This window comes from uncultured Pseudomonas sp., from assembly GCF_913777995.1.
Classification (GTDB): Bacteria; Pseudomonadota; Gammaproteobacteria; order Pseudomonadales; family Pseudomonadaceae; genus Aquipseudomonas.
Genome location: NZ_CAJYVE010000003.1, coordinates 1 through 25,554 on the forward strand (window position 1 = coordinate 1; position 25,554 = coordinate 25,554).

The 25,554-nt window shown below is 64.7% G+C and carries 26 protein-coding genes; 3 read left to right on the forward strand and 23 right to left on the reverse strand.

The features are described from left to right. The coding region (locus QZ497_RS00360) for an SbcC/MukB-like Walker B domain-containing protein (RefSeq protein WP_295469953.1) at positions 1 to 1,029 on the forward strand (1,029 nt) is incomplete at its 5' end. Between the two features lie 351 nt (positions 1,030 to 1,380). On the opposite strand, the gene QZ497_RS00365 is transcribed toward QZ497_RS00360, so the two are convergent. Further along, the gene (locus QZ497_RS00365; RefSeq protein WP_295469956.1) at positions 1,381 to 2,418 is read right to left on the reverse strand and encodes a zinc-dependent alcohol dehydrogenase family protein; all 1,038 of its coding nucleotides are present in this window, start codon (positions 2,416 to 2,418) and stop codon (positions 1,381 to 1,383) included. Between the two features lie 167 nt (positions 2,419 to 2,585). Here QZ497_RS00365 and QZ497_RS00370 point away from each other — a divergent pair, with 167 nt between their 5' ends. Beyond that, positions 2,586 to 3,068 (forward strand): Lrp/AsnC family transcriptional regulator, encoded by a 483-nt coding sequence (locus tag QZ497_RS00370; RefSeq protein WP_295469958.1) that lies wholly within the window; start codon positions 2,586 to 2,588, stop codon positions 3,066 to 3,068. Between the two features lie 7 nt (positions 3,069 to 3,075). On the opposite strand, the gene QZ497_RS00375 is transcribed toward QZ497_RS00370, so the two are convergent. The 20 genes from QZ497_RS00375 to QZ497_RS00470 all read right to left on the reverse strand — a co-directional run bounded on the left by QZ497_RS00375 (position 3,076) and on the right by QZ497_RS00470 (position 21,651). Further along, on the reverse strand, positions 3,076 to 3,255 hold the full coding sequence (locus QZ497_RS00375) for a hypothetical protein (RefSeq protein ID WP_295469961.1): 180 nt from the start codon (positions 3,253 to 3,255) through the stop codon (positions 3,076 to 3,078). A gap of 292 nt (positions 3,256 to 3,547) precedes the next feature. After that, entirely contained in the window at positions 3,548 to 3,736 is a 189-nt protein-coding gene (locus tag QZ497_RS00380; RefSeq protein ID WP_295469964.1) for a hypothetical protein, read from the reverse strand. Positions 3,737 to 3,890: 154 nt separating this feature from the next. Beyond that, positions 3,891 to 5,066 (reverse strand): lactonase family protein, encoded by a 1,176-nt coding sequence (locus QZ497_RS00385; RefSeq protein WP_295469967.1) that lies wholly within the window; start codon positions 5,064 to 5,066, stop codon positions 3,891 to 3,893. 74 nt (positions 5,067 to 5,140) lie between these two features. Continuing rightward, positions 5,141 to 5,686, reverse strand: coding sequence for a hypothetical protein (locus QZ497_RS00390; RefSeq protein WP_295469969.1), 546 nt, complete (start codon positions 5,684 to 5,686; stop codon positions 5,141 to 5,143). A 234-nt stretch (positions 5,687 to 5,920) separates the two neighbouring features. Next, the gene (locus tag QZ497_RS00395; protein WP_295469973.1) at positions 5,921 to 6,199 is read right to left on the reverse strand and encodes a DUF5629 family protein; all 279 of its coding nucleotides are present in this window, start codon (positions 6,197 to 6,199) and stop codon (positions 5,921 to 5,923) included. A gap of 76 nt (positions 6,200 to 6,275) precedes the next feature. Further along, complete coding sequence (locus tag QZ497_RS00400; RefSeq protein WP_295469976.1) at positions 6,276 to 8,663, reverse strand: RND family transporter; 2,388 nt, start codon at positions 8,661 to 8,663, stop codon at positions 6,276 to 6,278. 17 nt (positions 8,664 to 8,680) lie between these two features. After that, positions 8,681 to 9,706, reverse strand: a complete 1,026-nt coding sequence (locus QZ497_RS00405) for a YCF48-related protein (RefSeq protein ID WP_295469978.1) — start codon at positions 9,704 to 9,706, stop codon at positions 8,681 to 8,683. Between the two features lie 155 nt (positions 9,707 to 9,861). Then, a complete protein-coding gene (locus QZ497_RS00410) occupies positions 9,862 to 11,019 on the reverse strand; it encodes a glutathionylspermidine synthase family protein (RefSeq protein WP_295469980.1) in 1,158 nt (385 codons plus the stop codon). Positions 11,020 to 11,039: 20 nt separating this feature from the next. Next, positions 11,040 to 11,759 (reverse strand): DUF1190 domain-containing protein, encoded by a 720-nt coding sequence (locus QZ497_RS00415; protein WP_295469982.1) that lies wholly within the window; start codon positions 11,757 to 11,759, stop codon positions 11,040 to 11,042. 10 nt (positions 11,760 to 11,769) lie between these two features. After that, the gene (locus tag QZ497_RS00420; protein WP_295469985.1) at positions 11,770 to 12,195 is read right to left on the reverse strand and encodes a DUF350 domain-containing protein; all 426 of its coding nucleotides are present in this window, start codon (positions 12,193 to 12,195) and stop codon (positions 11,770 to 11,772) included. A 16-nt stretch (positions 12,196 to 12,211) separates the two neighbouring features. Next, positions 12,212 to 12,865, reverse strand: a complete 654-nt coding sequence (locus QZ497_RS00425; RefSeq protein ID WP_295469988.1) for a DUF2491 family protein — start codon at positions 12,863 to 12,865, stop codon at positions 12,212 to 12,214. A gap of 40 nt (positions 12,866 to 12,905) precedes the next feature. Continuing rightward, positions 12,906 to 13,451, reverse strand: a complete 546-nt coding sequence (locus QZ497_RS00430; protein ID WP_295469990.1) for a rhomboid family intramembrane serine protease — start codon at positions 13,449 to 13,451, stop codon at positions 12,906 to 12,908. A gap of 63 nt (positions 13,452 to 13,514) precedes the next feature. Next, on the reverse strand, positions 13,515 to 14,216 hold the full coding sequence (locus QZ497_RS00435) for a PspA/IM30 family protein (protein ID WP_295469992.1): 702 nt from the start codon (positions 14,214 to 14,216) through the stop codon (positions 13,515 to 13,517). A 26-nt stretch (positions 14,217 to 14,242) separates the two neighbouring features. Continuing rightward, a complete protein-coding gene (locus QZ497_RS00440; RefSeq protein WP_295469995.1) occupies positions 14,243 to 14,896 on the reverse strand; it encodes a YjfI family protein in 654 nt (217 codons plus the stop codon). A gap of 194 nt (positions 14,897 to 15,090) precedes the next feature. After that, on the reverse strand, positions 15,091 to 17,748 hold the full coding sequence (gene pepN / locus QZ497_RS00445) for an aminopeptidase N (RefSeq protein ID WP_295469997.1): 2,658 nt from the start codon (positions 17,746 to 17,748) through the stop codon (positions 15,091 to 15,093). Positions 17,749 to 17,800: 52 nt separating this feature from the next. After that, the gene (locus QZ497_RS00450; protein ID WP_295469999.1) at positions 17,801 to 18,634 is read right to left on the reverse strand and encodes a DUF2797 domain-containing protein; all 834 of its coding nucleotides are present in this window, start codon (positions 18,632 to 18,634) and stop codon (positions 17,801 to 17,803) included. Beyond that, a complete protein-coding gene (locus QZ497_RS00455) occupies positions 18,631 to 18,891 on the reverse strand; it encodes a DUF1315 family protein (protein WP_295470002.1) in 261 nt (86 codons plus the stop codon). The genes QZ497_RS00450 and QZ497_RS00455 overlap by 4 nt, the downstream gene beginning before the upstream one ends. A 29-nt stretch (positions 18,892 to 18,920) precedes the next feature. Beyond that, positions 18,921 to 19,790, reverse strand: a complete 870-nt coding sequence (locus QZ497_RS00460) for a rhomboid family intramembrane serine protease (RefSeq protein ID WP_295470004.1) — start codon at positions 19,788 to 19,790, stop codon at positions 18,921 to 18,923. Further along, positions 19,787 to 20,758 carry a metallophosphoesterase gene (locus QZ497_RS00465; protein WP_295470006.1) on the reverse strand — a complete coding sequence of 324 codons (972 nt, stop codon included), beginning with the start codon at positions 20,756 to 20,758 and terminating at the stop codon, positions 19,787 to 19,789. Before QZ497_RS00465 ends, QZ497_RS00460 begins: the two co-directional genes overlap by 4 nt. After that, positions 20,758 to 21,651, reverse strand: a complete 894-nt coding sequence (locus QZ497_RS00470; RefSeq protein WP_295470008.1) for an NAD(+) kinase — start codon at positions 21,649 to 21,651, stop codon at positions 20,758 to 20,760. The genes QZ497_RS00465 and QZ497_RS00470 overlap by 1 nt, the downstream gene beginning before the upstream one ends. 148 nt (positions 21,652 to 21,799) lie before the next feature. Here QZ497_RS00470 and QZ497_RS00475 point away from each other — a divergent pair, with 148 nt between their 5' ends. Beyond that, positions 21,800 to 22,747, forward strand: coding sequence for a DUF1853 family protein (locus tag QZ497_RS00475; RefSeq protein ID WP_295470010.1), 948 nt, complete (start codon positions 21,800 to 21,802; stop codon positions 22,745 to 22,747). A gap of 16 nt (positions 22,748 to 22,763) precedes the next feature. Here QZ497_RS00475 and QZ497_RS00480 read toward each other — a convergent pair whose 3' ends face one another. Next, the gene (locus tag QZ497_RS00480) at positions 22,764 to 23,969 is read right to left on the reverse strand and encodes an MFS transporter (protein WP_295470013.1); all 1,206 of its coding nucleotides are present in this window, start codon (positions 23,967 to 23,969) and stop codon (positions 22,764 to 22,766) included. Positions 23,970 to 24,119: 150 nt separating this feature from the next. Beyond that, complete coding sequence (locus QZ497_RS00485; RefSeq protein WP_295470015.1) at positions 24,120 to 25,457, reverse strand: MFS transporter; 1,338 nt, start codon at positions 25,455 to 25,457, stop codon at positions 24,120 to 24,122. Positions 25,458 to 25,554: the final 97 nt, after the last annotated feature.

The following is a 25,554-nucleotide window of genomic DNA, read 5'->3' on the forward strand; positions in this document are numbered from 1 at the left end:
CAGCAGCACATGGACACCCAGCTGGAGCAGGCCCGCGCCGCCGAGGCAGACAGCGCCCGGCAACTGCAGGCGCTGCACACCCAAGGTGTGCAACTGGCCGGCGAACTCAAGGCCAACCAGCAGCGCCAACAGGCACTGGAGCAGGAGCACCAGCAGCTGCAGGGCGAAATCGCCCAGTGGCGCAGCGAACACCCGGAACTGGACGACGCCGGCCTCGACCGCCTGCTGGCCATCGACGACAGCCAGGTGGGCGAGCTGCGCCAACGCCTGCAGGCCGCGGAAAAAGCTGTCGAGCAAGGCCGCGTGTTGCTAGGGGAGCGTGAGCAGCAACTGCAGCAACACACCGCACAGGCCCACGGCGAACTGTCCGTCGAAGCGCTGGAAACCGCCCTCGCCGAGCTGGCCGTGCAGCTGTCAGCCCAGGAGCAGCAATGCGCTGAGCTGCGCGCCCATCAAGCCGAGGACCAGCGCCGGCAACAGGCCAGCCAGGCCCTGGCCGAACAGATCGACCAGGCCTACCAGCAATGGCAACGTTGGGCACGCCTGAATGCATTGATCGGCTCGGCCTCGGGCGATGTGTTCCGCAAGATCGCCCAGGGCTACAACCTCGACCTGCTACTGCACCACGCCAACAACCAGTTGCGCCAGCTGGCCCGGCGCTACCGCCTCAAACGCGGCGGCAGCGCCCTCGGCCTGCTGGTGCTGGATACCGAAATGGGCGATGAACTGCGCTCGGTGCACTCGCTGTCGGGCGGCGAGACCTTCCTGGTCTCGCTGGCATTGGCCTTGGGGCTGGCATCGATGGCCTCCAGCACCCTGCGCATCGAATCGCTGTTCATCGACGAAGGCTTCGGCAGCCTGGACCCCGAATCCCTGCAACTGGCCATGGATGCCCTCGACGGCCTGCAGGCGCAGGGCCGCAAGGTCGGGGTGATCTCCCATGTGCAGGAAATGCACGAACGCATCGCCGTGCAGATCCGCGTGAAGCGCCAGGGCAACGGCCTGAGCCAGCTTGAAGTGGGGTCCTGAACGCGGGGCGGAGCGCTGTTCGATTAAGCGCCTTGCGGCCTTGTGGGGGCGAGCTTGCTCGCGAAAGCGCCAGGAAATTCACTGCATCTATTGTGAACATACGGTCGCTTCGCGGCTGAAGCCGCTCCTACCCGGCCTGACTGACCCGTATTGGGCTTCAGCCGGGGTGCGGTTCGCGGTCCCTTCAGCTCCGCTCGCCCTCAACGACCTGGTGAGACTGGATTCAGCCGGGAATCGGGCTGACCCAGGTTAACGACAGAGGCCGATCCCACCCGGTGGGTGGGACCGGCCTGAGCCGCCAATCGGGTTGGCCCTGGTGCACGGCTGAAACCGCTCGCACCGGGGGCAGTGCTAGAGAGTGACGACGGTCACCCCTGCCGTCTCGAACCGATCCATGTTCATCAGCGCCTCGATGGACGCCTCCAGGCTGATGGTCTTGCCCACCAGTTTCTCCGGCGCCAACTTGCCGGAGGCGATCATCGCCAGCATGGCGTCGTAGCGGTGCGCCTGCATACCGTGGCTGCCCAGGATCTCCAGCTCATAAGCGATGACCCGGCTCATCGGGATTGCCGGAGTGCTGTGGTCGGCCAGCATCAGCCCCACCTGTACGTGCTTGCCGCGGCGACGCAGGTTGGCGATGGAGTTGAAGCAGGTGCTCGGATGCCCCAGGGCATCCAGCGAGACATGCGCCCCGCCCTGGGTGATTTCACGCACCGCTTCGCAGACGTCCGCCACCTGGCTGGCATTCACCGTCGCCACCGCGCCAAGGGCACGCGCCAGGTCGAGCTTGTCGTCGGCGATATCGATGGCGACCACATTGGCGCCCAGGGCCTGGGCGATCATCACCGCCGACAAGCCCACGCCACCGCAACCATGGACCGCCACCCATTGCCCGGCGCTGACCTTGCCCTGGTCGACCACGGCGCGGAACGAGGTGACGAAACGGCAACCCAGGCTGGCGGCCGTGGCGAAGTCCATGTGCTCGGGCAGCGCTACCAGATTGAGGTCGGCCTGATGGATGCCCACGTATTCGGCGAACGACCCCCAGTGAGTGAAGCCAGGCTGGAACTGGCTGTAGCAGACCTGCTGGTTGCCGCTGTGGCATTCCGGGCAGGCGCCGCAACCACCGACGAAGGGCACGGTGACCCGGTCGCCGACCTTCCAGCGCGTGACGTCCTTGCCCACCGCCGCCACCACACCGGCCAGCTCATGGCCCGGCACGTGAGGCAGCTGGATGTCCGGGTCGTGGCCTTTCCAGCCATGCCAGTCGCTGCGACAGACGCCGGTGCCCTTGACTTGGACCACCACGCCATGGCGCTCGGGAGTCGGATCGTCCACGGTCATGATCCGGGGCGGTTGGGAAAAGGCTTCGTAGACGACCGCTTTCATGGGTATCACCTCTGAAGATCTGCAGGCATTGTCCCTCGCCAAAGGCGGTCGGGACGCTGGCAAAAGTATGCCGCAAGCGCCTGAAATTACTTTTCAGAATGCGATTGACGCTGGGCGAATGGTGAAATTACCTTTCACTCTTTTCCCTTTCAGCGCAGGACTCTTTCATGGATAGCGATCTGGACAGAGTGGATATTGCAATCGCCGAACGCCTTCAGCGCGATGGCAGGCTGTCCAACACGCGCCTGGCCGAACAGGTCGCGCTCAGCGACGCCTCCTGCTGGCGACGCCAGAAACGCCTGGAGGAGCGCGGCATCATCGAGGGCTACCAGGCCATCCTCAACCGCCGCAAGCTGGGCCTGGGGGTGATGGCCTTCGTACAGATTTCCTGCCATGAGCACAGTGAAGAGGTCACCGCGCAATTCGAGCGCATCATCCAGGCCGCGCCACAGGTGCTCAGCTGCCACAACACCACCGGTGAGGCGGACTACCTGCTGCAGGTGGTGGCCCGGGACCTGGACAGCTACAGCCGTTTCGTCGAGAAGGTGCTGCGCACGCTGCCGGGGGTGTCGAGCATCCGCTCCAACCTGTCGCTGCGCGAACTGAAGACTGACAACCGCCTGCCGGTGAGCGAGCTGGTCAGCCTGTAAGTGCGCCTCAGGAGGTGTGCTGCGCCACCGGCTGAGCGCTGCCCGCATCGTGCACCACGGCCGGTGCCTGACTGTCGGTGAGCTGTGGGTGGGCGCTGGTCAGGGTAATGACGGCGATGAACACGACATACAGAGCGATGGCGATATAGGCGCCCTGCCTGATCGAATGAAGTATGGCGGTGGCCATAGGTCTGGCTCCTCGGGGATTTGATGACCCTAGCATCATTGAAAACCCTTTAGATGAAAAAACATCGTTGCATATAGCGGTCATCAATGAATTCGATGCCACGGTCGATAAGATTCCGACCCCGTGCAAGACGAAAAAAATCCCCGCCAACCGTGAGGTGGGCGGGGATCATTCAACGAAGAGGCTTTCGCGAGCAGGCTTGCAGCCGGATCTGCGGGGTCTGCCGCGCCATGGGCAGGGGTCGTCAGTCAGGGGTGGGCAAACTGACTCGCGAAAGCCTCAGGGTCTCGCCTTACTCAACGCTTTTATGGTCCAGGGCGGCGTAGAACTTGGCGCTCTGTTGCAGGTACTGCGGGGTGTAGCTCTGGCTCTGGGTGGCATGCAGCTTGTTTTCCGCCACTTCGGAACTGGCACTGGCAGGCAGGGCGACGGTCGCGGAGATGGCTGAAGCGGCGATCAGCGAAAAGACATTGAAGTTCATGGTGGTGCTCCTTGGAATTCGGTCTGGGTTCAGGGCCTCGTTGGCCATGGATCAAACTTACTCCCGGGGCGTGCCTGGCAAAAATCCTTTAGGCCACTAGCGTGTATCAGCGAGATTGATAATGGCGCCCCGCCCGCTTCGAGCCGCGACCGGCTCAGCGGGCAGCGGGGAGAAACACCAGTGCCGAAGGCGAGTCGATGTCCAGCGCCTGGACGATGTCGCCCAGCATCCCGGTCTGCGGGTCGCGGCGCAGGGTGACGATCTGGTTGCTCTTCTGATTGGCAACCAGCAGAAAGCGACCGCTGGGGTCGATGCTGAATTCTCGCGGTTCACGTCCCTCGACCGAGCGTCGCTGGATTTCCTTCAGGTGACCACTGGCCGGGTCGATGCCGAATACCAGCAACTGATTGGCATCCCCACGGTTGGCGACATACAGGAAGCGCCCATCAGCGGAAGCATGCAAGCCGCTGGCACCGACTGCCTGACGCTTGTCGGAACCCTTGAGGTCGACCAGCTGGGTCTGGCGGAACTGACCGTTCTGGTAATCGAACACCGCCACCTGTGCCGACATTTCCAAGGTCAGCCAGGCATGCCGGCCATCTTCACTGAACAACAGATGCCGTGGACCACTGCCAGGCGGCAGGCGCACCTGCGGGTGTGCGGCGCGCCGCAACGGCTGGGCAAGGCTGGGGTCATAACGGTAGACGAACAGGCGATCGGCCCCCAGGTCAGCCGCCACCACGTAGTCGCCTTCCGGTGCCGGCACCACGGCATGCACATGGGACGAAGCCTGCCGCTCGGCATTCACTTTGCTCGGCGGGTTCGGACCAAGCACCTGCACGGCGTCACCCAGGCGTCCGCTGCTGTCCACGGGAAACACCGCGAGGGAGCCACCGGGCCTGGGTTGTACCGCATAGTTGGCCACCAGCAGGAAACGCTGGTCGAGCGTCAGGTTGGCATGGGTCGGCTCATCACCCTGGCTGGCCACCTGATTGATCGCCGTCACTTGATGGCTTGACCCATCCACGGTGTAGCTGCTGACCTTGCCGCGCTCGTCAGCCTGGCCGGGACCGTTCTCGTTGGCCACGAACAGGTAGCCGCCTTCTCGGGAAAGCGCCAGCCAGGAAGGGTTGCCGGCTTGCACCACCTGGCGCGGCTGGCTGTCGATCAGCCCGGTCTGGCTATCGAAGCCAAGACGGTAGAAGCCTTGGCTGGCACCCTGGGTATAGGTGCCGACCAGCAGGTCGAAGTCCGATTCCTGTCTGGCCTGTACGTTCATCACACCGAACATACTGGCCATCGCCAGGCAAGACAGCAGGGGCCGGAACATGGCGGTCTTCCTTTTTATAGGGGCGTTGCAAGCCGTTGAGCATGCGGACAGCGAGCAACCGGCAAAGGTTCAGCTCAACCCTCGGCCAGGCGCGCAACGCGGCCCAGAGCATCGTCCATCGCCAGCACCACACTCAGCACCGGTGGCAGCAGCACGCCATACCAGGGCCTGTCGTATTCCCGGGAAAGACGCACCTGGGCCAGCGGATCCAGGCAGATCCCCGCCAGCAGCAGCGCCACCACCAGATGCGCCAGGGAAAACGACCGACGGACCGGCCGCAGGCCGCGGCGCAAGACCGGCAGCAACAGCAGCAGCCCGGCCAGGAACCAGACCAGCAGGCGCGGCGGCAGCTGCATGGGGTCCAGCCCTACCTCCCACAAGGCCCAGACCGTGGCGCAGGCCAGGCACAGGCTGAACAGCCACAGCGCACAGCGCAGGGCCGCCATCAGCAATATCCCGCAGGCGGCGAGCCCCAGCCCTGACAGGGTGAAATACCAGGTGCCACCCAGCTCGGCCAGCTGCACGCCGGCCAGCAAGGTCACCAGCCCGGCCACCAGCAGCAGAGCCCCGAGAAAAGTCGACAACAGCCGCGCACGGCTCAACGCGCCTTGAACAGGCATAAGACAATCTCCCTGAATGTGCTTCGCTCGCTTCCATGGAGCGGATACCGGCAGCAGCCGGCGGAATGAAGGTCGTTGCTCCAGCGGGGGAGCAAGAAAAGGCAAGCACATCCGTGTGTAGTGCCCGCCACGGCGAGCGGGCACCCTACCATCCCGATGCCGCTCGCCCCTGACGGGACGACTGGCACGCCCCCGGAGTCTAAGGGCGCAGGCAGACGTGGGAACTGACCTGGATCAATCCAGGTCGGTTTCCTCGTCATCGTCGGGGCTGAAGGCGTCCAGGCACACCACGCGATGGTCGGCCTGGCCGTCGCTGATCACCCAGCTCTGCAGCGACTCATCGAAACTGGCCGCTTCGACCTGGGCCGGGGTGAAGGCCCAGACCTTGCGCGCCCGGCCGTCCATGCATTCGACCTGCAGGCCGTTGTCCAGGCTGAACTCCCAGGCGTGCAGCCCGTCGATTTCAAGCATGGTGGTGGTTTGCAGGGCGTGCAGAAAGGTAGAAGTGGTCATGGGTAAATCACAGGCCTGTTGAAGAAAGCGCCCATGATAGGGCAAAGCGCGCTACCGCGCCCTGCCCCATCGCGTTTCAGTGGGAGAACAGCGAGTGTCCCACCTGCCCGGCCAGCTTCTGCGGCTTGATCAGAAAACGCGCCAGGGCGGGCAATAGCCACAACGCGCCGAACATGTTCCACAGCAGCATGAAGGTCAGCATCAGGCCCATGTCGGCCTGGAACTTGATGGCCGAGAAGATCCAGGTACACACCCCGATGGCCAGGCACAGGCCGGTGAACAGCACCGCCTTGCCGGTGGACTTGAGCGTCTCGTAGTAGGCTTCCTGCAACGGCAGGCCCGCGCGCAGAAAGCTCTCCAGGCGGCTGTAGATATAGATGCCGTAGTCCACGCCGATGCCCACCCCCAGGGCGATCACCGGCAGCGTGGCGACTTTCACGCCGATGCCCAGCAGGGCCATCAGCGCATTGCCCAGCACCGAGGTGAGCACCAGCGGCAGGACGATGCACAAGGTCGCTGCCCAGGAGCGGAAGGTGATCAGGCACATGCCGGCCACGCAGAGATAGACCAGTATCAGAATCAGCAGCTCGGACTCCCTGATCACCTCGTTGGTGGCGGCTTCGATCCCGGCGTTGCCCGCCGCCAGGAGGAACTGCAACTGCGGGCCGTCATGCTCGGCGGCGAACGCCTTGACCGCCGCCACGGCGCGTTCCAGGGTCTCGGCCTTGTGGTCGTTGAGGAAAATCAGCAGCGGCGCCACCGAGCAGTCAGCGTTGTACAGGCCCTCGGCGCGAGCGATGGAGCTGTTGAGCACGTCTTTGTTGCGCGACAGCGTCTCCCACTTGAGGCTGCCCTCGTTCATGCCCTTGATCACCTGGCGCGAGACATTGACCATCGAGATGGTCGACTGCACACCAGGGGTGTTGTCCATTTTCCAGGCCAGTTCGCCCATGGTCGACAGGGTCGAATAGGCCGAGCAGCCCTCGGTCGGGGTCTTGACCATGACCACCAGCACGTCGGAGCTGGTCGCGTAGTGCTGGATGATGAACGCGTTGTCCTGGTTGTAACGCGAGTCCGGGCGCAGTTCAGGCGCACCCTGGTCGAGATCGCCGATCTTCAGGTTCTGGCTGTACCAGAGCCCGCCACCGAAGGCCAGCAGTGCCAGGACGATGGATACCGGCGCCACGCGGGGGCTGGCGAAGTTGGCCAGCAGGCGCCAGAACGGATGCTCCGACACCGCATCCTGCTTGCTGCGCACCACCGCACGTTTGCTGATCCCCACGTAGGAAATCGCCACAGGCAGCAGGATCAGGTTGGTGAAGACGATCACCGCCACACCAATGGAAGCCCCGATGGCCAGCTCGCGAATCACTCCGATGTCGATGATCAGCAGGGTGATGAAGCCCACCGCATCGGCAAGGATCGCGATCATGCCCGGCAGGAACAGCTGCCGGAAGGTGCGCCGTGCGGCAGTGAGGGGGCCGTCGGCCTCGCCGGACTGCAGGGCGATGCCGTTGATCTTCTGCACCCCGTGGGAAATGCCGATGGCGAAGATCAGGAACGGCACCAGCATCGAATAGGGGTCGATACCGAACCCGGCCATGTGCATCAGGCCCAGTTGCCAGATCACCGCGATCAAGGTGGTACTGAGTACTGCCACCGTGCTGCGCAGGCAGCGGGTGAACCATACCAGCAGCACCAGGGTGATCAGAAAGGCGACGGCGAAGAACGCCACGACCATGAACAGCCCGTCGATCAGGTCACCGACCTTCTTGGCGAAGCCGACGATGTGGATACTGACCTGCGGATTCTTCAGCTGGTACTTGTCGCGGATCTTCTCTTCGAGTTGATGGGAGAAGCCCTGGTAGTCCAGGTTGAGCAGCACGCTCTGGTCGTTCGGGTCCGGATAGGCTTCCAGCAACGGGAACTCGACGATGCTCGACTTGAAGTCATTGGCCACCAGACGCCCGACCTGTCCGGACTTGAGCACGTTGTTGCGCAGTTGATCGAGGCTGTCGCGTGAGCCGTCGTAGCTCTTGGGTATCACCTCGCCACCGGCGAAGCCCTCTTCGGTGACCTCGGTCCAGCGTACGCTGGGGCTCCACAGCGACTTCAGGCCCGAACGGTCGACGCCCGGAATGTAGAAGGCTTCGTCATGGATCTCGCGCAGGGTTTCCATGTAGGACGCCGAAAAGATATCGCCATCGCGCGCCTGCACAGCGATACGCACGGTATTGCCCAGGTTGGCCAGGTCGTTGCGGTGGGCCAGCATGTTCTGGATGTAGGGGTGGCCGAGCGGGATCATCTTCTCGAAACTGGTCGACGGCCTGACCTGCAGAGCCTGCCAGGCCAGCAACAGGCTGGTCAGCAGACAGAGGATGATCACCGTGGGGCGGTTGTCGAAGATCAGCCGCTCAAGGAAGGTGGCGCGCTCATCGGTACGCGGGTGCTGGAGATCGTTCATGCCTGGGGTCCTTGTGCTTATCGCTGCTCGAGCGCCGCGCCGTCTGAAGAGCCGAGGCGCACGCCGCCCTGGCCGACCAGGATCAGTTCGCCCCTGGCATTGCCGGCAACCCCGGCCAGGGCGATGTGGTCCGGGCGATTGAACACGGTGAAATTCTGCCCGGCGTCCGTGCTGCGCAAGACGGTGCCGGCGTTGCCCACCAGCACCAGCGAACCGTCGTCGAGTCGCCCGGCACCGGCCAGGGTGGCCTGCAGCGCGCCGCGCTCATCCTGCGCCTGCACCGCCTCCCAGCTGTCACCGAAGTCGCTGGAGCGCAGCAGGTTGCCGCGCAGGCCGAACACCAGCAGGGTCTGCGGCTGGCCGGTGGCGATCACCCCGAACAACGAACCGTGGTAAGGGCTGTCGAGCTTTTCCCAGCTCTGCCCCAGGTCGCGGGAGCGGTACATGCCACCCGCCTCGCCGACGATGAACAGCCCGGCCTCGGGAATCGCTGCGATGGCATTGAGGTGGAACTGGTCCTCGTTGTCCAGGCGCGCACTCACATAGTCCCAATGCCGCCCGCCGTCCAGCGTTGCCAGCAATGCGCCGTAGGCACCTACCGCGAAGCCGGTGTTCGGGTCCTGGAACCACACGTCGAGCAACGGCGCCTCGCGCTGCTGGTCCTCGAACTGCTTGCTCCAGGTCTGCCCGCCGTCGCTGCTGGCAAGGATCTGTGCATCGTGGCCGACGGCCCAGCCATGTCGTTCATCGACGAAATACACCGCCGTCAGCAGCTGGCGGCTGGGCACCCGCGCCTGCTGCCAGCTCTGGCCCTGGTCATCGGAATAGAGAATGTGGCCATGATCGCCCACGGCCACCAGGCGCGGCCCGGCGTGGGCCACGTCGAGCAACAGGGTCGTGGCAGCTCTGTTCGACTCGATGGCATATACATCGGCCTGGACCGTGTCGCTGGCGGCATGGAGGGAAACGCTGAACGGCATGACCAGCAGCGTGGCCAGCCAGAGCGCGGTGCGGCGCAGGCACCGGGCGGTGGGCTCGTGCATGAAACTCTCCCTGTTCTTGTTATGCAGCGCACACCCGGGGGCCGCGCGACGCTTTGTGGAAGCCGGTTCATCCTAGAAGGCAACGCCGACGCCTGACAATCGACGCGACGTTATGTTTTGTTAAGCGACCGGTCGCGCCCTGCCATGCGGGCCGCTCAGTCGATCACCACATGAGGCAGGAAGCGGCTGCTGTCCTTGGTGATCAGGCTGTCATCTTCGCGAATGCCGATACCCGAAGCCTGGTCGCCGATCACCCAGGCGCCGACCAGCGTATAGCTGTCGCCAAAGCGCGGTAATGGCGAATACGCCTGCAGGATGTACGGCGCATCGGTGTAGGGGCCATCTTCGGCGATGGTCTCGTCACCTGGCGTACGAATCTCGATGTTCGCCCCTTCGCGGGAAAAGTACGGTTTGCGCACCCACCCCTTGGGCACTGCGGCCCCGGGACGGTCGTCGACAAACGCTGGCAGCAGGTTCGGGTGGCCCTCGTTGAACTGCCAGAGCAGCGGCAGGATGCCCTTGTTGCTGAGAATCGCTTTCCAGGCCGGCTCGACGAACTGCGTGCCGCTGGCCGCCACATGCTGGCCGAATGGCTCGTGGAAGATGTGCTCCCAGGCATGCAGCTTGAACAAGCGCTCGATGGGGCGACCCTGCAAGTCGACGAAGCGCCCCGCAGCGTCCAGTCCGATGTCCTCGATGTCGATATGCCGGGTGGCGATCCCCGCGTGCCCGGCCATGCGTCGCAGGAACTCGGTGGTGCCGCGGTCTTCGGCCGAACCGGACATGGCCGAGAAATAGAAAGGCGCCGGGCCGCGAAACGCCTCGAAAGCCGCGACCAGGTCGGTGGCAATGGCATTGAATTGGCTGGCCGCAGCCGGCAGCTCGCCACGGGCGATCTGTTCGTCCAGCCACACCAGCTGGAAAGCCGCCGCCTCCATCAGGCTGGTGGGGGTGTCGGCGTTGATCTCGTACATCTTCGCCGGTCCATCGCCGTGGTAGGCAAAGTCGAAGCGCGCATACAGGTGCGGCTCACGGCGTCGCCAGGAGTCGCGGATCAGGTCGAAGTACGCCGGCGGAATCGCCAGCTGGTGCAACAGCGCTTCGCTTTCCACGACCCGCGCCACGGCGTCCAGGCACAGCTGGTGCAGCTCGCGGGTGGGGGCTTCGAGGTCGCGGGTCACCTGCGCCTCGCTGAACAGGTAGTAATGCCGTTCGTCCCAGTAGCGTTCACCCTCGATGGTGTGAAAGTCGAAGCCTTCGCGCTCGGCGGTGGTCCGCCAGTCCGGGCGTTCTGCGATGCTGATCCGTTTCATGACCCCGTCCTTGCCGAGTCTCAGCCGCCGAAGCTGGAGCGGCTGCTGCTCTTGCCACCCCAGCCACTGCGCGCGGTGGCCTGGCTGCCGAAACCGCCACGCGAAACCGTGGACGAAACCGAGGAGCCAGCGCCCAGGCTGCGTGCCAGGGTGGTCTTGCTGTAGGTCTTGTCGGGGCTGTAGCGCGCCTGGGTCGAGCGGCTGTAGGTCTTGCCGCGGTCGATCTGGCTGTACAGCGTCGAACTGTAGTAACCGCCACGGTCATCGCGGTTCATGTACACCGGCTGCGTCGCGTAGCGGCTGCCAAAGCCATTGCTCAGCAGGTTGCCGATCAGCAGGCCGGTAAGGAAGTTGCTGCTGGCGCCGGGGTTGGACTGCACCAGTTGCTGGTTGGTCTGCTGCAGCACGTCCTTGGGCACGTTGCCTTCGAACGACAGCTGGAAGCCGCCCACCTTGGGCATGTACTTGCCGTCGGAGGTGGCCTGGCAGTAGTCGGGAACGAAGTCGGCCTCGCAGGACGCCTGGTCGTCATAGGTCGGCGCAATGCGCAGGTGTTCGGCCAGGGCCTTCATGTAGGCCTCGGAACAGAAATCCACCGGCACCTTGGCGTTGGCGCACTCCTGCACCGAGGCGAAGGTGGTCTGTGCGCTGAAGTTCGGCTCGTCGTCCGAGCCTCCGCAGGCAGTGAGGGCCAGTGGCAGGGTGCCGACCAGTACCAGTTGAGTGGGGCTGCGTCTCATGGCGGCGCCCTCAGTTCGCGGGGGTCATGCAGGCCGCGTTGAGCAGGCCCACGCTGATCGCCACGCTGGCGGCATAGATGGCTGCCGCCATCTCGCCCTTGGCGATGCGCGCCGAAAGGCCCCTGAGCACCAGGCTGGTAACACCGAAGGCCAGCAGTTGCACCACGGCGGCGATCAGCGCCCAGACGATGACGTCGAGGATATTGATGCTGTAGGCGATGACGTTGCTGGCGGGCAAGGCGAAACCGATCAGCGAACCACCCAGGGCCAGCGCGGCGGCCGGGTTGTTGTCGCGGATCAGCGCGAACTCCTTGTGCGGTGTGATGCGGGTGTAGATGAACTGGAAAAGCGCGAACAGTGCCGCGGCCACCAGGATGTAGAGGATGAAGCCGAAGACCGCCTGGGCATCGAGCGACATGCGCAACGCATCGATCATGAAGATTTCCTTGTCTTTAGAGAACGGTGATATCGGTGGAAGCGAGCGTCACACCGACCGCCGTGGTCAGGGTGAGGTTCCCCTCCTCGTCTTCTTCCAGCGAAAACAGCAGGAACTCACGGCGGCCGATCAGACCGGTTTCACGGGCATAGAGCATGCTCAGGTGCTTGACCTGGTAGCGGCTGTCGGGGCTGGCAACCTGTTCGAGCATGGGCGTGAGTTCGGTCTGCCCGGCTTCGCTACCCCATTGGCGTTCGAACACTTCGCCTTCATGTTCGTAGGTGGGCAGGCCGATCGGCGAGTCCGGCCCGGTCAGGCGCAGCAGTTCGTCACGGCTGTTGATGGGCGTGGCGCTGTAGTAGCCGAAGAGAATGATGTCCTGGACATCTTCAGGCTGCGGGCCGTTGCTGACCACCTGCAGGAAGTAGTCTTCGTCATCCAGGTAGAAGCGCCACAGGGTCATGGCCTGGCCGAGGTCGATCCGGCCGGTGGCCCAGATCTTCTCGTCGCCCGGCAATACCACATAGGAATGGCCGTCGAGCAGCAGCTTCAACGACGAATCCAGGCACAGCATGCCGCCATTGCGCAGCCCCAGCGGGCTGCCGTTGGCGCTGAGCGCACCCTTGGGGGCCGGGGCTTCGAGGCCCATGACCCGCTTGAACCAACTCATAGCGTTTCTCCTTGAAACCGTGCGCTCGCCACTCGGCGCCTCATGTGCCCTGCCCCGCGTGCAGCCAGCGGGCCGCGAGGATGCCGGCGAACGCACCGGCGATATGCGATTCGAACGATACACCGGGCACCGGCACGAAACCGGCCAGCATCCCGCTATAGGCCACCAGGGCGATCAGTGCCAGGCCCAGGCTGGCCAGGCTGCGCTGGTACCAGGCGCGGGCCAGCAGGTAGGTCCACAAGCCGAAGATCAGGCCGCTGGCCCCCACATGCAGGCTGCTGCGGCCCACCAGCCAGACCAGCCCGCCACCGACCAGACAGACCAGCAGCACGACCCTCAGGTAGCGACCGACGCCTTCAGTGGCCACCAGCCAGCTGAGCACCAGGAACGGCACCAGGTTGCTCAGCAGATGAGCCATGGAACCATGCAGGAAAGGCGCGAAGACGATGCCCTGCAATCCCCACAGGTGGCGCGGCAGGATACCGTGCCCGACCAGGCTGTAGCCACTGGCGGCGTTATACAGCTGTACCGCCAGCATGAGCAGGGCCAGGCCGAGGATGACACGCAGTCGGGTGGAGAGTGCCAAGGGGTCGTCCTTAACGAAATGGCATGCCGCTGCCCCCCGGGAAGCCGGGGGCAGCGCTGGGAGTTACTGCGGGGTCTGGCGGGCCTTGAGGCGGGCCAGTACGTCGTCGGCACCGCCACTGCGGGCGCCGATACCGGCTTCCTGCAGACGTCGCTCCAGGTCACCGCCGTTGGCCTGGCTGGCCAGTTCTTCGGCCGCTTCGAGCTTGGCATCGCGCTCGTCCTGGCGCTGCTTGAGGCGCGCCAGTGAGCCGACGGCGGTTTCCACTGCACCATTGGCACCGCCAGTGGCATTGGCGGTGGCGACCCGGGCACGCTGTACGGTTTCCCGTGCCTTGGCCATTTCCACCTGCTGCTTGAGGCCACGGATGCGTGCTTCGGACTTGATCACCTGCTCTTGCAGCAGTTCGGCCTGCTGGCCGAACTGGTCGGCCAGGGTCTTTTCCTGGTCACGCTGGGCTTCGATCTCGGCGATCTTCGCCGCGCATTCGCCGGCCAGGCCCTCTTCGCCCTTGTTCAGCGCCTGCAGAGCGCGACCTTCCCAGTTGGCGATGTTGGTGGCGTGCTCTTCGAGACGCTGGGCCGACAGCTTGTGCTTGGCCTTGATGCCGATCAGCCCTTCGCGGGCCTTGGCCAGGGCGTTCTCGGCGTCGCGGATTTCCTGGTCGAGAATGCGCAGGGCGTTGGCATCGGCGATGGCTTCACCGACTTCCGAGGCTCCACCGCGCACGGCGGTGACCAGTTTCTTCCAGATGCTTGTGGTCATGAATGCTCTCCTGCCTAGGGCGGTGTTCAGGCGGTGAAATGGTCTTCGAAGGCTTCGGCGGCGTGGATCACGTTGTCGGCCAGGGTGAGGATCTCCTGGACGATCACGGTCAGGCTCGACGCGGCGCTCAACGCGCCGAACAGGCAGTAAACCTCCTGGCCATCGGCCAGGCGCTCGATGCCCACCGAGGACAGCGGGAACAGGTCGCGACTGCGCAGCACCAGGTCGTTGAACGCAGCCGGGTCCTTGACGCGGCGGGTTTCGATCAGGGTGGTATCGGCGAGGATCTGCTCGCCCTCCACCGCCAGATACACCGGCAGATCACCGTACTCGGTGAGGATCAGGCGAATGCCGGTCTCGGTACCTTCGGTCAGGGCCAGCTCGATCTGACCCTGGATCACCAGGTCAAGCCCGGCCAGGGCCTTGTGCAGCGAATGGATGGTCCATTGGGTGTTCTCGGTCATGAAATCCTCCAGTTTGATTCGTTTACCGAGGTAGGGCTGGCGCAGGGCTTTCTCGATGCCACGCAGGGCATCGACGTTCTCGGGCCGGATCCAGAACTCGCGCTTGACCAGGCCGGCGTCCTTGAGACGCTGGCGCATCTCGCGCATGTAGTCGGTCGAGCTTTTCAGGCTCCGGCCCGAGCCAGCTGCGTTGTCGCTGCCGTTCTGGCGAGGCATGAGGCACTGCTCCCTGAATTCGTTGACACAGTGATGGCGAACGCTAACAGAAGCTTCCCAGGCGCGATAGTCATCACATGTGAGATTTTGTGCTGATTGCATCACAACATGACCAGCCAGGGGTCGACGCCCCATGAAAAAGGGCGCTGCCCGTAACGGGAAGCGCCCTTGAGGTTCAGCATGACCCAAGGCGGTCACGCCAGGCTCTTGCTGACCACCTCATACACATCGGGGGACAGCTCGCCGGAGCTGCGAATGCGCTCCAGCTCAGCCTTCATCAGCGCCTGGCGGGCGCTGTCGTACTTGCGCCAGCGCGTTAGCGGTGCCAGCTGACGCGAGGCGATCTGCGGGTTGAAGCCGTTCAGCTGGATGACGATGTCGGCCAGGAAGCGGTAACCCGAGCCGTCGGCGGCATGGAAGTTGACCAGATTCTGCCCGGCAAAGGCGCCGATCAGCGCGCGTACCTTGTTGGGGTTCTTGATGTTGAACGCCGGGTGCTGCATCAGCTCGCGTACCCGCGCCAGGCCACCGGGCAGCGGGCTGCCGGCCTGCACGCTGAACCACTGGTCCATGACCAGCGGGTTGTCCTTGAAGTGCTCGGCGAACACCGCCAGGGCCTGGGCACGCTCCTGCTCGAACGGCGAATTGACCAGCACCGCCAGGGCGGTAAGGCGCTCGGTCATGTTGTCGGCGGCATCGAACTGCTCGATGGCCGCGGCCAGCACTTGTGGCTTCTCGCTGAGCATCAGGTACGACAGGGCGATGTTCTGCAGGGCACGGCGGGCGAAATGCGCGGCTTCGGCCACGTATGGCGTGTTGCGCGACACTTCGCGATTGGCCTGGTAACGCGCCCACAGGGCGTCGAACAGGGCGGCAGCGATCTGCTGGCGAGCGAACTCGCGGGCCGCGTGGATGGCATCCACGTCGGCGACTTCGCTGATCTCGGTCAGGTAGGCCTCGCCGGGCAGCGGGAGCATTTCCGCGACCATGGCCGGGTCCAGGCTCTCGTCACCCAGCACCGTGCCGAGTGCGGTGGGTAGCCGTGGGTCGAGCACCAGCGGCTGGCCGGCCTGATGCTGGCCGATCAGCTCCTGGAGCACCTGCACCGCCAACTGCTGGCCGGCTTCCCAACGGTTGAAACCGTCGCTGTCGTGCTGCATGAGGAACATCAGTTGGTCGCGGTCGTAGGGGAAGCTCAGCTTCACGGGTGCCGAAAAGCCGCGCAGCAGCGATGGCAACGGCTTGGCAGGCACGTCGACGAAGGAGAAGGTCTGCTCGGCCTCGGTGACCGCAATCACCCGGCTGCCGCCCTGAGCGGCCGCTTCGCCCAGCAGACGCAGCGGCAGTTCCTGCCCTTGCGCGTCCAGCAGGCCGAGGGCTACCGGAATCACGAAGGGCAGCTTCTCCTGCTTGTCCGGGGTCGCCGGGCAGCTCTGGCGGAAGGTCAGGCTGTAGGTCTGCGCGGCGCTGTCATAGGCCTCGCTGACGTCCAGGCGCGGCGTGCCGGCCTGGCTGTACCAGCGCTTGAACTGGGTCAGGTCGACACCGTTGGCGTCTTCCATGGCCTTGACGAAGTCGTCGCAGGTCACCGCCTGGCCGTCGTGACGCTCGAAGTACAGGTCGCTGCCCTGGCGAAAGCCTTCCGCGCCGAGCAGGGTGTGCAACATGCCGACCACTTCCGAGCCCTTCTCGTAGACGGTAAGGGTGTAGAAGTTGGAAATCTCGATGAAGCTGTCCGGACGCACCGGGTGGGCCATGGGGCCGGCGTCTTCGGCGAACTGGTGGGTGCGCAGGTAGGCCACGTCCTGGATGCGCTTGACCGTGGCCGAGTTCATGTCGGCCGAGAACCCGGCGTCGCGGAACACGGTGAAGCCTTCCTTGAGCGACAGCTGGAACCAGTCGCGACAGGTGACGCGGTTGCCCGACCAGTTGTGGAAGTATTCGTGGGCGACGATCGCCTCGACACGCTGGTGCGCGGCGTCGGTAGCGGTTTCGGCGCGGGCCAGCACGGCGCTGGAGTTGAAGATGTTGAGGCCCTTGTTCTCCATGGCACCCATGTTGAAGTCGTTGACCGCGACGATCATGAAGATGTCCAGGTCGTACTCGCGGCCATAGGTCTCTTCATCCCAGCGCATCGACTTCTTCAGGCTGTCCATGGCGTGCTGGCACTTGTCGATGTTTTCCGGCTCGACGTAGATGCGCAGGGTCACTTCGCGCTGGCTGCGGGTGGTGAAGCTGTCTTCGACGCACCACAGGTCGCCGGCCACCAGGGCGAACAGGTAGGCGGGCTTGCGGAACGGGTCTTCCCAGGTCGCCCAGTGCCGACCATCGCCCTCTTCGCCGCTGGCCACCGGGTTGCCGTTGGAGAGCAGGATCGGGTACTTCTGCTTGTCGCCGCTGACCGTGGTGGTGAAGCTGCTCATCACGTCCGGGCGGTCAAGGTAATAGGTGATCTTGCGAAAGCCCTCGGCCTCGCACTGGGTGCAGAACATGCCGCCGGACTTGTACAGGCCTTCCAGCGCGGTGTTGGTCTCGGGGTGGATGCGCACCGTGCTGTCGAGGGTGAAGCGCTCACCGGCCGGTTGCAGAGTCAGGTGGCTGTCGCTCAGCTGGTAATCGCCAGGCTGCAGTTCACGGTCGTCGAGTTGCAGTGCCAGCAGTTCCAGCTGCTGGCCATCGAGCACCAGCGGCGGCAGGCCCGCACCACGCTCCGGGTTGCGGCGCATCACCAGTTGCGCATGCACCAGGGTGTGATCCTCGAAAAGCTCGAAGGTCAGGTGCGTCTCGTCGATGAGATACTCGGGCGCCTGATAGTCCTTGAGGTAGATCGCTTGCGGTTGTTCAGTGCGCATACGGAATCCTTGTGAGGTTCGGCGTGCCACCCACCGGCGGCACGCGGCAAGACTACTGAAGCACGGCCATCTGGTAGGCGGTGTACTTGCGGATATTGATGACGCCGGTGTCGAAAATCAGGTACTGGCCCTTGATACCCAGCAGCGTACCTTCCACCACCGGGTTCTTGTCCAGGTTGAAACTGACGATCTTGGTCGGGTAGGCCTCGACCGGATAACTGAACGTCAGCGGCTCGGCATCGCTGAGCAGCTGGATGGCCTGCAGGCCGAAACGTGCCTGCAGCGCCGCCAGGCCATCGGCGCACTGGGCGAACAGCTGCTCACGAATGGCCACCAGGTCTACCGGCAGCGCCTCGCCCTTGAGCAGTTCACGCCAGTTGGTGCGGTCAGCGACCTGGCTGCGCAGCAGGTCTTCGACGAAGCCCGATTGCTGGCGGGTGGCGACGCGCAGGATCGGCAGCGCCTGGCTGGCGCCCTGGTCCAGCCAACGGGTCGGCAGCTGGGTGGCGCGGGTGATACCGACCTTGACCCCGGACGAATTGGCCAGGTAGACGATGTGGTCGGTCATGCAGAACTGCTCGCCCCAGGCCGGCTCGCGGCAGGTGCCTTCGTGGTGATGGCACTTCTCGGGGCTCATGATGCAGATATCGCACTGCGCCAGCTTCTGCATGCAAGGGTAGCAATAGCCCTGGCTGTAGCTGGTCTTGGTCTTGCGCCCGCAGTGGCTGCAGTGAATGGCGCCCAGGTACTCCAGGCGCAGGCTCTGGCCGATCAGCGGGTTGACCGGAATTTCCGCGTCGCCCAGGCGAAACGCGTATTGCACATGTGGCGCGTCCGACTGACGCGCCGCCATCTTGTTGACGGAACCTCGGCCCAATTCGATCAATGGATGGCGTCCGACTTGAACAGGATGTTGGGGATCGGTGCCGACTTCGACGCGCATTCCTGCGGCCCCATGTAGCCAGTGCGCTGCTCTTCGGGCAGGTTGCGCACTTCCCAGGCGATCAGCGCCTGCATCGACAGTTCGCGCTGCTCCTGGGTCAGCTTGCGGCCATCGGACCACTTGCCGATTTCCACGGCCAGCTTGAGGCTCTCGTAGATGTCAGGGGTGATGTTTTCGATCATTTCCATAAACGACGACATGGCGTACTCCAAAAAGACAGCCGCAAATTCTAAGCGGTCCGGCGGGCCATGACACCCCCGACCAGACCCGTGACACAACCGATGATCAACCCGCCGACGTGCGCACCGTTGGCGATCTCGCCAAAGCCCAGCAGGCTGACCACCCCGGAGAGGCACACCAGCAACCAGACCAGCATCATCACCAGCACCCCGCGTGGCAGGTGGTAGACCGGGTTGGGCGCCAGCCACTGGTACAGCCAGCAATGGCCCAGCAGGCCGTAGAGCACGCCAGACAGCCCGCCAAACAGCGTCGGCCCGCTGAAGCGGTATTGCACGTAGTTGGACACGGCGGCGAACACCAGGGTCAGCAGCACCAGCATCAGCCCGCCCTGGCGCCGCTCGATACGCCGGCCCAGCTCCCAGTACCACAGGCTGTTCATCGCCAGGTGCAGGATGCCGAAATGGATCAGCATCGGCGATACCAGGCGCCACCACTGCCCCGCTGCCAGGCTGTCGGCCAGGGGCACGAAGCTGGCGTAGTCGCCGTAGATATGGAAATCCAGGAAGGTGAACCAGCGCACCGCTTCCAGGTTCTCGCCCAGCAGGGTCAGCCCGGCCACCACCAGCGTGAGCAGCAGCACCAGCACCGTGAACGGCGACTGGCGCAGTTGCTGGACGAAACTCGGGCGCTGCACCGCCGGTGCCAACGACTGGGGCGGCTGATACTGGTCATCGCCTGCGGGAAACCGCTCGTAAAGCTCGCGGACCTCATCGGCCAACTGTGCGTGATCCGGAACCCAGAGTACCTGCTGGCCGGACTCCTCGGTGACCCGGTGCGGAACGTTCAGGCGCCGCAGCAGGCTGACGAAGCCGTTCAGGTCGGTGGACAGCGGCAGGCGTAGCACGGCAACCGGGTTCATGGCTTCAGCTCCGGACGCTGCACGTCGACCCAGACGAACTTGCCAGGGTCGAGCACGGTTTCCTGGTCCAACCGGTAGGCGACCAATTTGCCATACAGCACCGCGCTGTAGTCCAGGCAGGCCAGGTTGGGACGGATCGGCGCCGGGGTGCCGCTGCGCCAGTAATGACCGACGAACAGCAGCGGCTCTTCGCTGCCGTAGCGCAGCAGGGCGTTCTTGTCGGAAGTGGACAACGGCGTCTTGGCCACGCCTTCAGGCAGCGCGTCGGGCTGGAACACCACATCGCCGTAGGTCTGCGGGTCATCTTCCCAGAACTTGGTGCGGAAGAACTCACGGGTCAGGCCGTCACCACCGGTAAAGGTCATGCCGTGTGGCAGACGCATGTCGGTGCCGCGCAGCAGGCGGTTGAACACGTTGCTGGCGAAACTGCCAGGCACCGCCGAGGCCTGGATGAAATGCTGGTCGATCAGGCCGCTGCCGTGCAGGCCGCGCAGCGGCTCGATGAGGTTGGGGTCCCAGCAGGCGTGCACCGCACGGAAGCGCCCGGCATCGATGAACAGCGGCAGCTCGTAGAACCAGTCGAGGAAGGCGCGCCACTCATCGGGATAGCGCTCGAACTGCGCCAGGGTCTCGCCGATGAGTTTTTCATGGCGCGGGGTGTGCTCGCGCACGAAGCGCTGGCCACTTTCCGGCGCCGCCGGGGTGACCCAGCCCAGCGCGTTGAATTCGTGGTTGCCCATGATGCACAGGGCCTGGCCGGCCTGGACCATGTCGCGCACGATGTGCAGCGCTTCACGGATACGCGGGCCGCGGTCGACGATGTCACCGAGAAACAGCGCCATACGCCGTGGGTGGCGCCATACACCGCCTTCACGGCGATAGCCCAGCCGCTCCAGAAGCAGTTCGAGGGTCTGGGCACACCCATGCACGTCACCGATAAGATCAAAGCTACGCGCAGGATCGACCATCAGTCGTCTCCTCGCCCACCAAGGCGGCTGCCCCAGCCGAGCTTGGTTCGGCACACTTCGTAGTAGTTGTGATCCAGCGGGTGGAGCAGCCGCAGTTTCTGCGGCTTCTTCTTCACCGTGATGGTGTCACCCGGCGCACAGGAGAAATGGTTCTGCCCGTCGCAGGAGACTTGCGGGTAGATGGTCATGTCCTTGGCCACGACGATCTTCAGTTCACTGTTGCCATCCACCACGATCGGCCGTCCCGAAAGGGTATGCGGGTACATCGGCACGATGACGATGGCGTCGAGCTTGGGGTGCATGATCGGCCCGCCGGCCGACAGCGCATAGGCGGTGGAACCGGTGGGGGTGGCGACGATCAGGCCGTCGGCCTTCTGGCTGCAGACGAACTGGCCGTCGATGTAGATCTCGAACTCGATCATCCGCGTCGACTTGCCAGGGTGCAGGACCACGTCGTTCAGCGCATCGCCCTGGCCGATGCCTTCGCCATGCCGGCGCACTTCGGCCTGCAGCAGGAAGCGGTTCTCCACCAGGTAATGACCGTCGAGCACCTCGGCGACCTTGGTCTCCAGTTCGTCGGGGCGGATGTCGGTGAGAAAGCCCAGGTTGCCCCGGTTGATGCCCAGCACCGGCACGTTGTGCCGCGCCAGCGCGCGGGCCGCGCCCAGCAGGCTGCCGTCACCGCCGACCACGATGACCAGGTCGCACACCTCGCCGAGCATCTTGCGCGAAGAGGTCTGCAGGCCATGACCCGGCAGCACCTCGGCGATGGTTTCTTCGAGTATTACGTGCAGATGCCGGTCGAGCAGGAATCTCTTGAGCCGGCGCACCGTCTCCAGCACCTGGGCACTGCCCAGGCGGCCGATGATGCCGATATTGCGAAAGTGCTCCATGAGGCTCCTGCTGAATGTAGAAACGGCGTAATGCCGGGGATTATGGCGAAACGCCCGGCCAGCGGCAAACCGGCAGAGACCTGAATCGGCCTGCCCGTTCCTGCCGAAGACGCCCGCGCCGGGCCTGACCCAGGCTATCATCCGCTGCATGACACCTTTCGCCTGCCTCGCCGACCTGCCCCGCCAGCTGCACCACCCTGCGGTACGTGACCTCGCCTGGGTGGTTTGCTCACCCCCGCTGCTGGCCCAGGCTCCATGGCCGCAGCGTCATCCGCTCAGCGCCAGCGACTGGGCGGACGACCCGGAGCTATGGCGGCGGTTCCTCTGCACTCTGGACCTGCATCCCAAGCCCCTCGAGCACTGGCTGCAGCAGGCCACCAGCCGGCGCCTGGGCCGCTACTATGAGCAGCTCTGGCAGTTCGCCGCCCAGCAGGCGCCAGGTGTCGAGGTACTGGCCGCCAACCTGCCGGTGCGCGAACAGGGCCATACCCTGGGCGAGCTGGACCTGCTGCTGCGCGACCGCGACGGCATGCACCACCTGGAACTGGCCATCAAGCTCTACCTCGGCCCGGCACACGACGATGGCACTGACCCGGCGCAGTGGCTCGGCCCCGCCTCCCACGACCGGCTGGGGCGCAAGCTCGCCCACCTGAGCGAGCACCAGTTGCCCATGTCCAGCCGCCCACAGGCCCAGACGGCCCTGGCGGCGCTGGGCATCGAAGCCTTCAGTGCCGAATTCTGGCTGGGTGGCTACCTGCTCTACCCCTGGCCGGGGCAGGCACAGCCACCGCAAGGCGCCGATGAGCGGCATCTGCGCGGCCGCTGGCTGCACCAGCGCGACTGGCCAGCCTATGCCGCGCAGTGCCCCGCCGGGCGCTGGCAACCCCTACCGCGCCAGGCTTGGCTGGCACCGGCCCGCAGCACCACGGCCTGGCCGGAAACGCAACTGGATGAATGGTTGCAGCAGCTCGACCCACAGGCCCCGGCGCAACTGCTGGTGCGCCTGGAGCAGCAGGCAGAGGACGATTGGCAGGAAGCCGAACGGCTGTTCCTGGTGGCCGACGCCTGGCCGGAGCTGCCCGACAGCAGGCGCTGACGGGCAGGGTCCAAGGTTACCGGGTGCGCGGCAGAAGAATAGTGAGAATGCCCAGCAGGGGCAGGAACGAGCACAGGTGGTAGACGTACTCGATGCCATGGCTGTCGGCCAGGTAACCCAGGGTACCGGCACCGATGCCGCTCAGGCCGAACATCAGGCCGAAGAACACCCCGGCGATCATGCCGACATTGCCGGGCACCAGTTCCTGGGCGTAGACCACGATGGCCGAGAACGCCGAGGCCAGGACGAAACCGATGATGACGCTCAGCACACTGGTCCAGAACAGGTCGGCATAGGGCAGCGCCAGGGTGAACGGCGCCGCCCCCAGGATCGAGAACCAGATCACCGCCTTGCGCCCGATGCGGTCGCCGATCGGTCCGCCGAAGAAGGTCCCGGCGGCCACCGCACCAAGAAACAGGAACAGGTGCAGTTGCGAGCTGGCTACCGAAAGGTCGAACTTCTCGATCAGGTAGAAGGTGTAGTAGCTGGTCAGGCTGGTCATGTACCAGAACTTGGAGAAGATCAGCAGCGCCAGGATCACCAGCGAAAAGATCACCTTCTGCCGCGACAGGCCGTGGGTGGCTTTCTGCCCGGCCTTGAGCTTGAACAGGTTGAGGTGGTTCTTGTACCAACGGCTGATGGTCCATAGCAGGCCCAGAGCCAGCAACGCGATCACACCGACGAAGGCCACGTTGCCCTGGCCGAAAGGAATGATGATCGCCGCCGCCAGCAACGGGCCGATCGCCGTCCCGGTGTTGCCGCCGACCTGAAAGGTCGATTGCGCCAGGCCGAAGCGACCACCGGAAGCCAGGCGGGCGATGCGCGACGCTTCGGGGTGGAAGGTCGAGGAGCCGATGCCGATCAGCGCCGCCGCAAGCAGAATCAACGGGAAACTGCCGACCATCGACATCATCAGGATACCGATCAGCGTGCACACCGAACCCAGCGGCAGCACCAGCGGATTAGGATGCCGGTCGGTGTAATAGCCGACCCACGGCTGCAGCAGCGAGGCGGTGAGCTGGAATGTCAGGGTGATCAGGCCGATCTGCGCGAAGCTCAGGTCGTAGCTGTCCTTGAGCATCGGATAGATGGACGGCAGGATCGCCTGGATCAGGTCATTGATCAGGTGCGCCAGCGCCACGGCGCCGATGATGCGCATGACCAGGGGGCTGGACTGCGGGGTGGTCGAGGCCGCCGCAGGGGCGGATTGGGCACTGGACATGAGGGTCTTCCATAGCGGCAGGTAGCGAAGCCCTTGCGACGACAATTACAAAATGTGTCGTCGCCGCAAGGGGGCCACAATGTGCCACTTTTCACCGCGCCTGCGCCAGGCTTTCCTCGACCGGCTGGCGCCCGCCCCGCCCGACAGGGCTCAGGCCAGCGAACCGGCCGGCACCTTGGCGTCCATCGACGGCACCTGGTGCAGCGAGATCCGCGAGGTTTCCGGCAACGCCAACCCGCCGACCAGGGCCAGCAGTGACACGGCGATCAGGTAGAAGGCCGGCGACAGGTTGCTGCCGGTGGTGGAGATCAACCAGGTGGCCATCAACGGAGCGGTACCACCGAACAGCGTATAGGCCATGTTGTAGGTGATCGCCGACGCCGTGTAGCGGGTGCGGGTCGGGAACACTTCGGAGAGCAGCGCTGCCGTGACCACGCCACTGAGCACCGCACCGACCGCCAGCAGCATCACGCCCAGCACCGAGGCGAGGAACGAACCGGAGCTGGCCATCAGAAACGCTGGCAAGTCCGCGACCACCAGCCAGACACAGGTGACCACGACGGTCTTGCGCCGCCCGACCTTGTCGGAAAACGCCCCGGCCAGCGGGCAGAATGCCGCGGCGAACCCCAGGGCGATCAGCGCCACCAGCAGCGATGCCGAGCGGCTCAGGCCACCGGCCACTTGCAGATAGGTGGCGAAATAAGTGGTGAACATATAGAACGACAGCGCCGTCAGCGACACGAAGGCGCCCAGGCAGAGAATTGGCCGGGCGTGGTGCACCAGGGTTTCTTTCAGCGGCGAATGGGCCACTTCGTGCTCGTCGCTGACCGCCTGGAACGCCGGGGTCTCGTCCAGACGCCAGCGCAGGTACAGGCCGATCAGCCCCAGCGGGGCGGCGATCAGGAACGGCAGACGCCAGCCCCAACTGGTCATGGCTTCGCTCGACAGGCTGGCCTCCAGCACATAGGCCACCACCGCCGCGCAGGCGAAGGCGGAAAAGGTCGAGACCGGCAGGAAGCTGCCATACCAGGCGCGCTTGCCGATGGGCGCATGCTCCATCACATAGGCACAGGCGCCAGCGTATTCGCCACCGGCCGAGAAGCCCTGGGCACAGCGGATCAGGGTCAGCAGCACCGGCGCCAGCAGGCCGATGCTGGCGTAGGTCGGCAACAGGCCGATCAGGGTGGTGGCGGCGGCCATCAACAGAATGGTCATGGCCAGGGTGCGCTTGCGACCGATGCGGTCACCCAGCATGCCGAAGACGATGCCGCCCAGGGGCCGGAAGGCAAAGGCCACGGCGAACACCGCGAAGGTCTTGAGCAGTGCGACGCTGGCGTCGCCGCTGGGAAAGAACAGCAGCGCGATGGTGGTGGCCAGAAAGCCGTAGACGGCGAAATCGAACCACTCGACGAAGTTGCCGATGGCGGCCGCGACGATGACTTTTCTCAGGGTGGCAGGATCGACCTGCTCGGCAGCGGGGGTTGTCATGCTGACCTCGGCGTTCGGAAGGGGGAATACAGCGATTATCCGAAGCTGGCAGCGCGCCGCTCACTCTGAAAGGGGCGTCGACATATCCGAGGCCGAC

Excerpts from the sequence above, each read along its gene's own strand:
- QZ497_RS00420 (WP_295469985.1), bottom strand. The coding sequence starts at position 12,195 with ATGATCGATGCGTTGCGCATGTCGCTCGATGCCCAGGCGGTCTTCGGC.
- QZ497_RS00455 (WP_295470002.1), bottom strand. The coding sequence starts at position 18,891 with ATGTCGTCGTTTATGGAAATGATCGAAAACATCACCCCTGACATCTAC.
- QZ497_RS00415 (WP_295469982.1), bottom strand. The coding sequence starts at position 11,759 with ATGAGACGCAGCCCCACTCAACTGGTACTGGTCGGCACCCTGCCACTG.
- QZ497_RS00440 (WP_295469995.1), bottom strand. The coding sequence starts at position 14,896 with ATGCCTCGCCAGAACGGCAGCGACAACGCAGCTGGCTCGGGCCGGAGC.
- QZ497_RS00470 (WP_295470008.1), bottom strand. The coding sequence starts at position 21,651 with ATGGAGCACTTTCGCAATATCGGCATCATCGGCCGCCTGGGCAGTGCC.
- QZ497_RS00435 (WP_295469992.1), bottom strand. The coding sequence starts at position 14,216 with ATGACCACAAGCATCTGGAAGAAACTGGTCACCGCCGTGCGCGGTGGA.
- QZ497_RS00425 (WP_295469988.1), bottom strand. The coding sequence starts at position 12,865 with ATGAGTTGGTTCAAGCGGGTCATGGGCCTCGAAGCCCCGGCCCCCAAG.
- QZ497_RS00380 (WP_295469964.1), bottom strand. The coding sequence starts at position 3,736 with ATGAACTTCAATGTCTTTTCGCTGATCGCCGCTTCAGCCATCTCCGCG.
- QZ497_RS00400 (WP_295469976.1), bottom strand. The coding sequence starts at position 8,663 with ATGAACGATCTCCAGCACCCGCGTACCGATGAGCGCGCCACCTTCCTT.
- pepN (WP_295469997.1), bottom strand. The coding sequence starts at position 17,748 with ATGCGCACTGAACAACCGCAAGCGATCTACCTCAAGGACTATCAGGCG.
- QZ497_RS00390 (WP_295469969.1), bottom strand. The coding sequence starts at position 5,686 with ATGCCTGTTCAAGGCGCGTTGAGCCGTGCGCGGCTGTTGTCGACTTTT.
- QZ497_RS00375 (WP_295469961.1), bottom strand. The coding sequence starts at position 3,255 with ATGGCCACCGCCATACTTCATTCGATCAGGCAGGGCGCCTATATCGCC.
- QZ497_RS00485 (WP_295470015.1), bottom strand. The coding sequence starts at position 25,457 with ATGACAACCCCCGCTGCCGAGCAGGTCGATCCTGCCACCCTGAGAAAA.
- QZ497_RS00395 (WP_295469973.1), bottom strand. The coding sequence starts at position 6,199 with ATGACCACTTCTACCTTTCTGCACGCCCTGCAAACCACCACCATGCTT.
- QZ497_RS00465 (WP_295470006.1), bottom strand. The coding sequence starts at position 20,758 with ATGGTCGATCCTGCGCGTAGCTTTGATCTTATCGGTGACGTGCATGGG.
- QZ497_RS00475 (WP_295470010.1), top strand. The coding sequence starts at position 21,800 with ATGACACCTTTCGCCTGCCTCGCCGACCTGCCCCGCCAGCTGCACCAC.
- QZ497_RS00460 (WP_295470004.1), bottom strand. The coding sequence starts at position 19,790 with ATGAACCCGGTTGCCGTGCTACGCCTGCCGCTGTCCACCGACCTGAAC.
- QZ497_RS00385 (WP_295469967.1), bottom strand. The coding sequence starts at position 5,066 with ATGTTCCGGCCCCTGCTGTCTTGCCTGGCGATGGCCAGTATGTTCGGT.
- QZ497_RS00480 (WP_295470013.1), bottom strand. The coding sequence starts at position 23,969 with ATGTCCAGTGCCCAATCCGCCCCTGCGGCGGCCTCGACCACCCCGCAG.
- QZ497_RS00405 (WP_295469978.1), bottom strand. The coding sequence starts at position 9,706 with ATGCACGAGCCCACCGCCCGGTGCCTGCGCCGCACCGCGCTCTGGCTG.
- QZ497_RS00365 (WP_295469956.1), bottom strand. The coding sequence starts at position 2,418 with ATGAAAGCGGTCGTCTACGAAGCCTTTTCCCAACCGCCCCGGATCATG.
- QZ497_RS00410 (WP_295469980.1), bottom strand. The coding sequence starts at position 11,019 with ATGAAACGGATCAGCATCGCAGAACGCCCGGACTGGCGGACCACCGCC.
- QZ497_RS00370 (WP_295469958.1), top strand. The coding sequence starts at position 2,586 with ATGGATAGCGATCTGGACAGAGTGGATATTGCAATCGCCGAACGCCTT.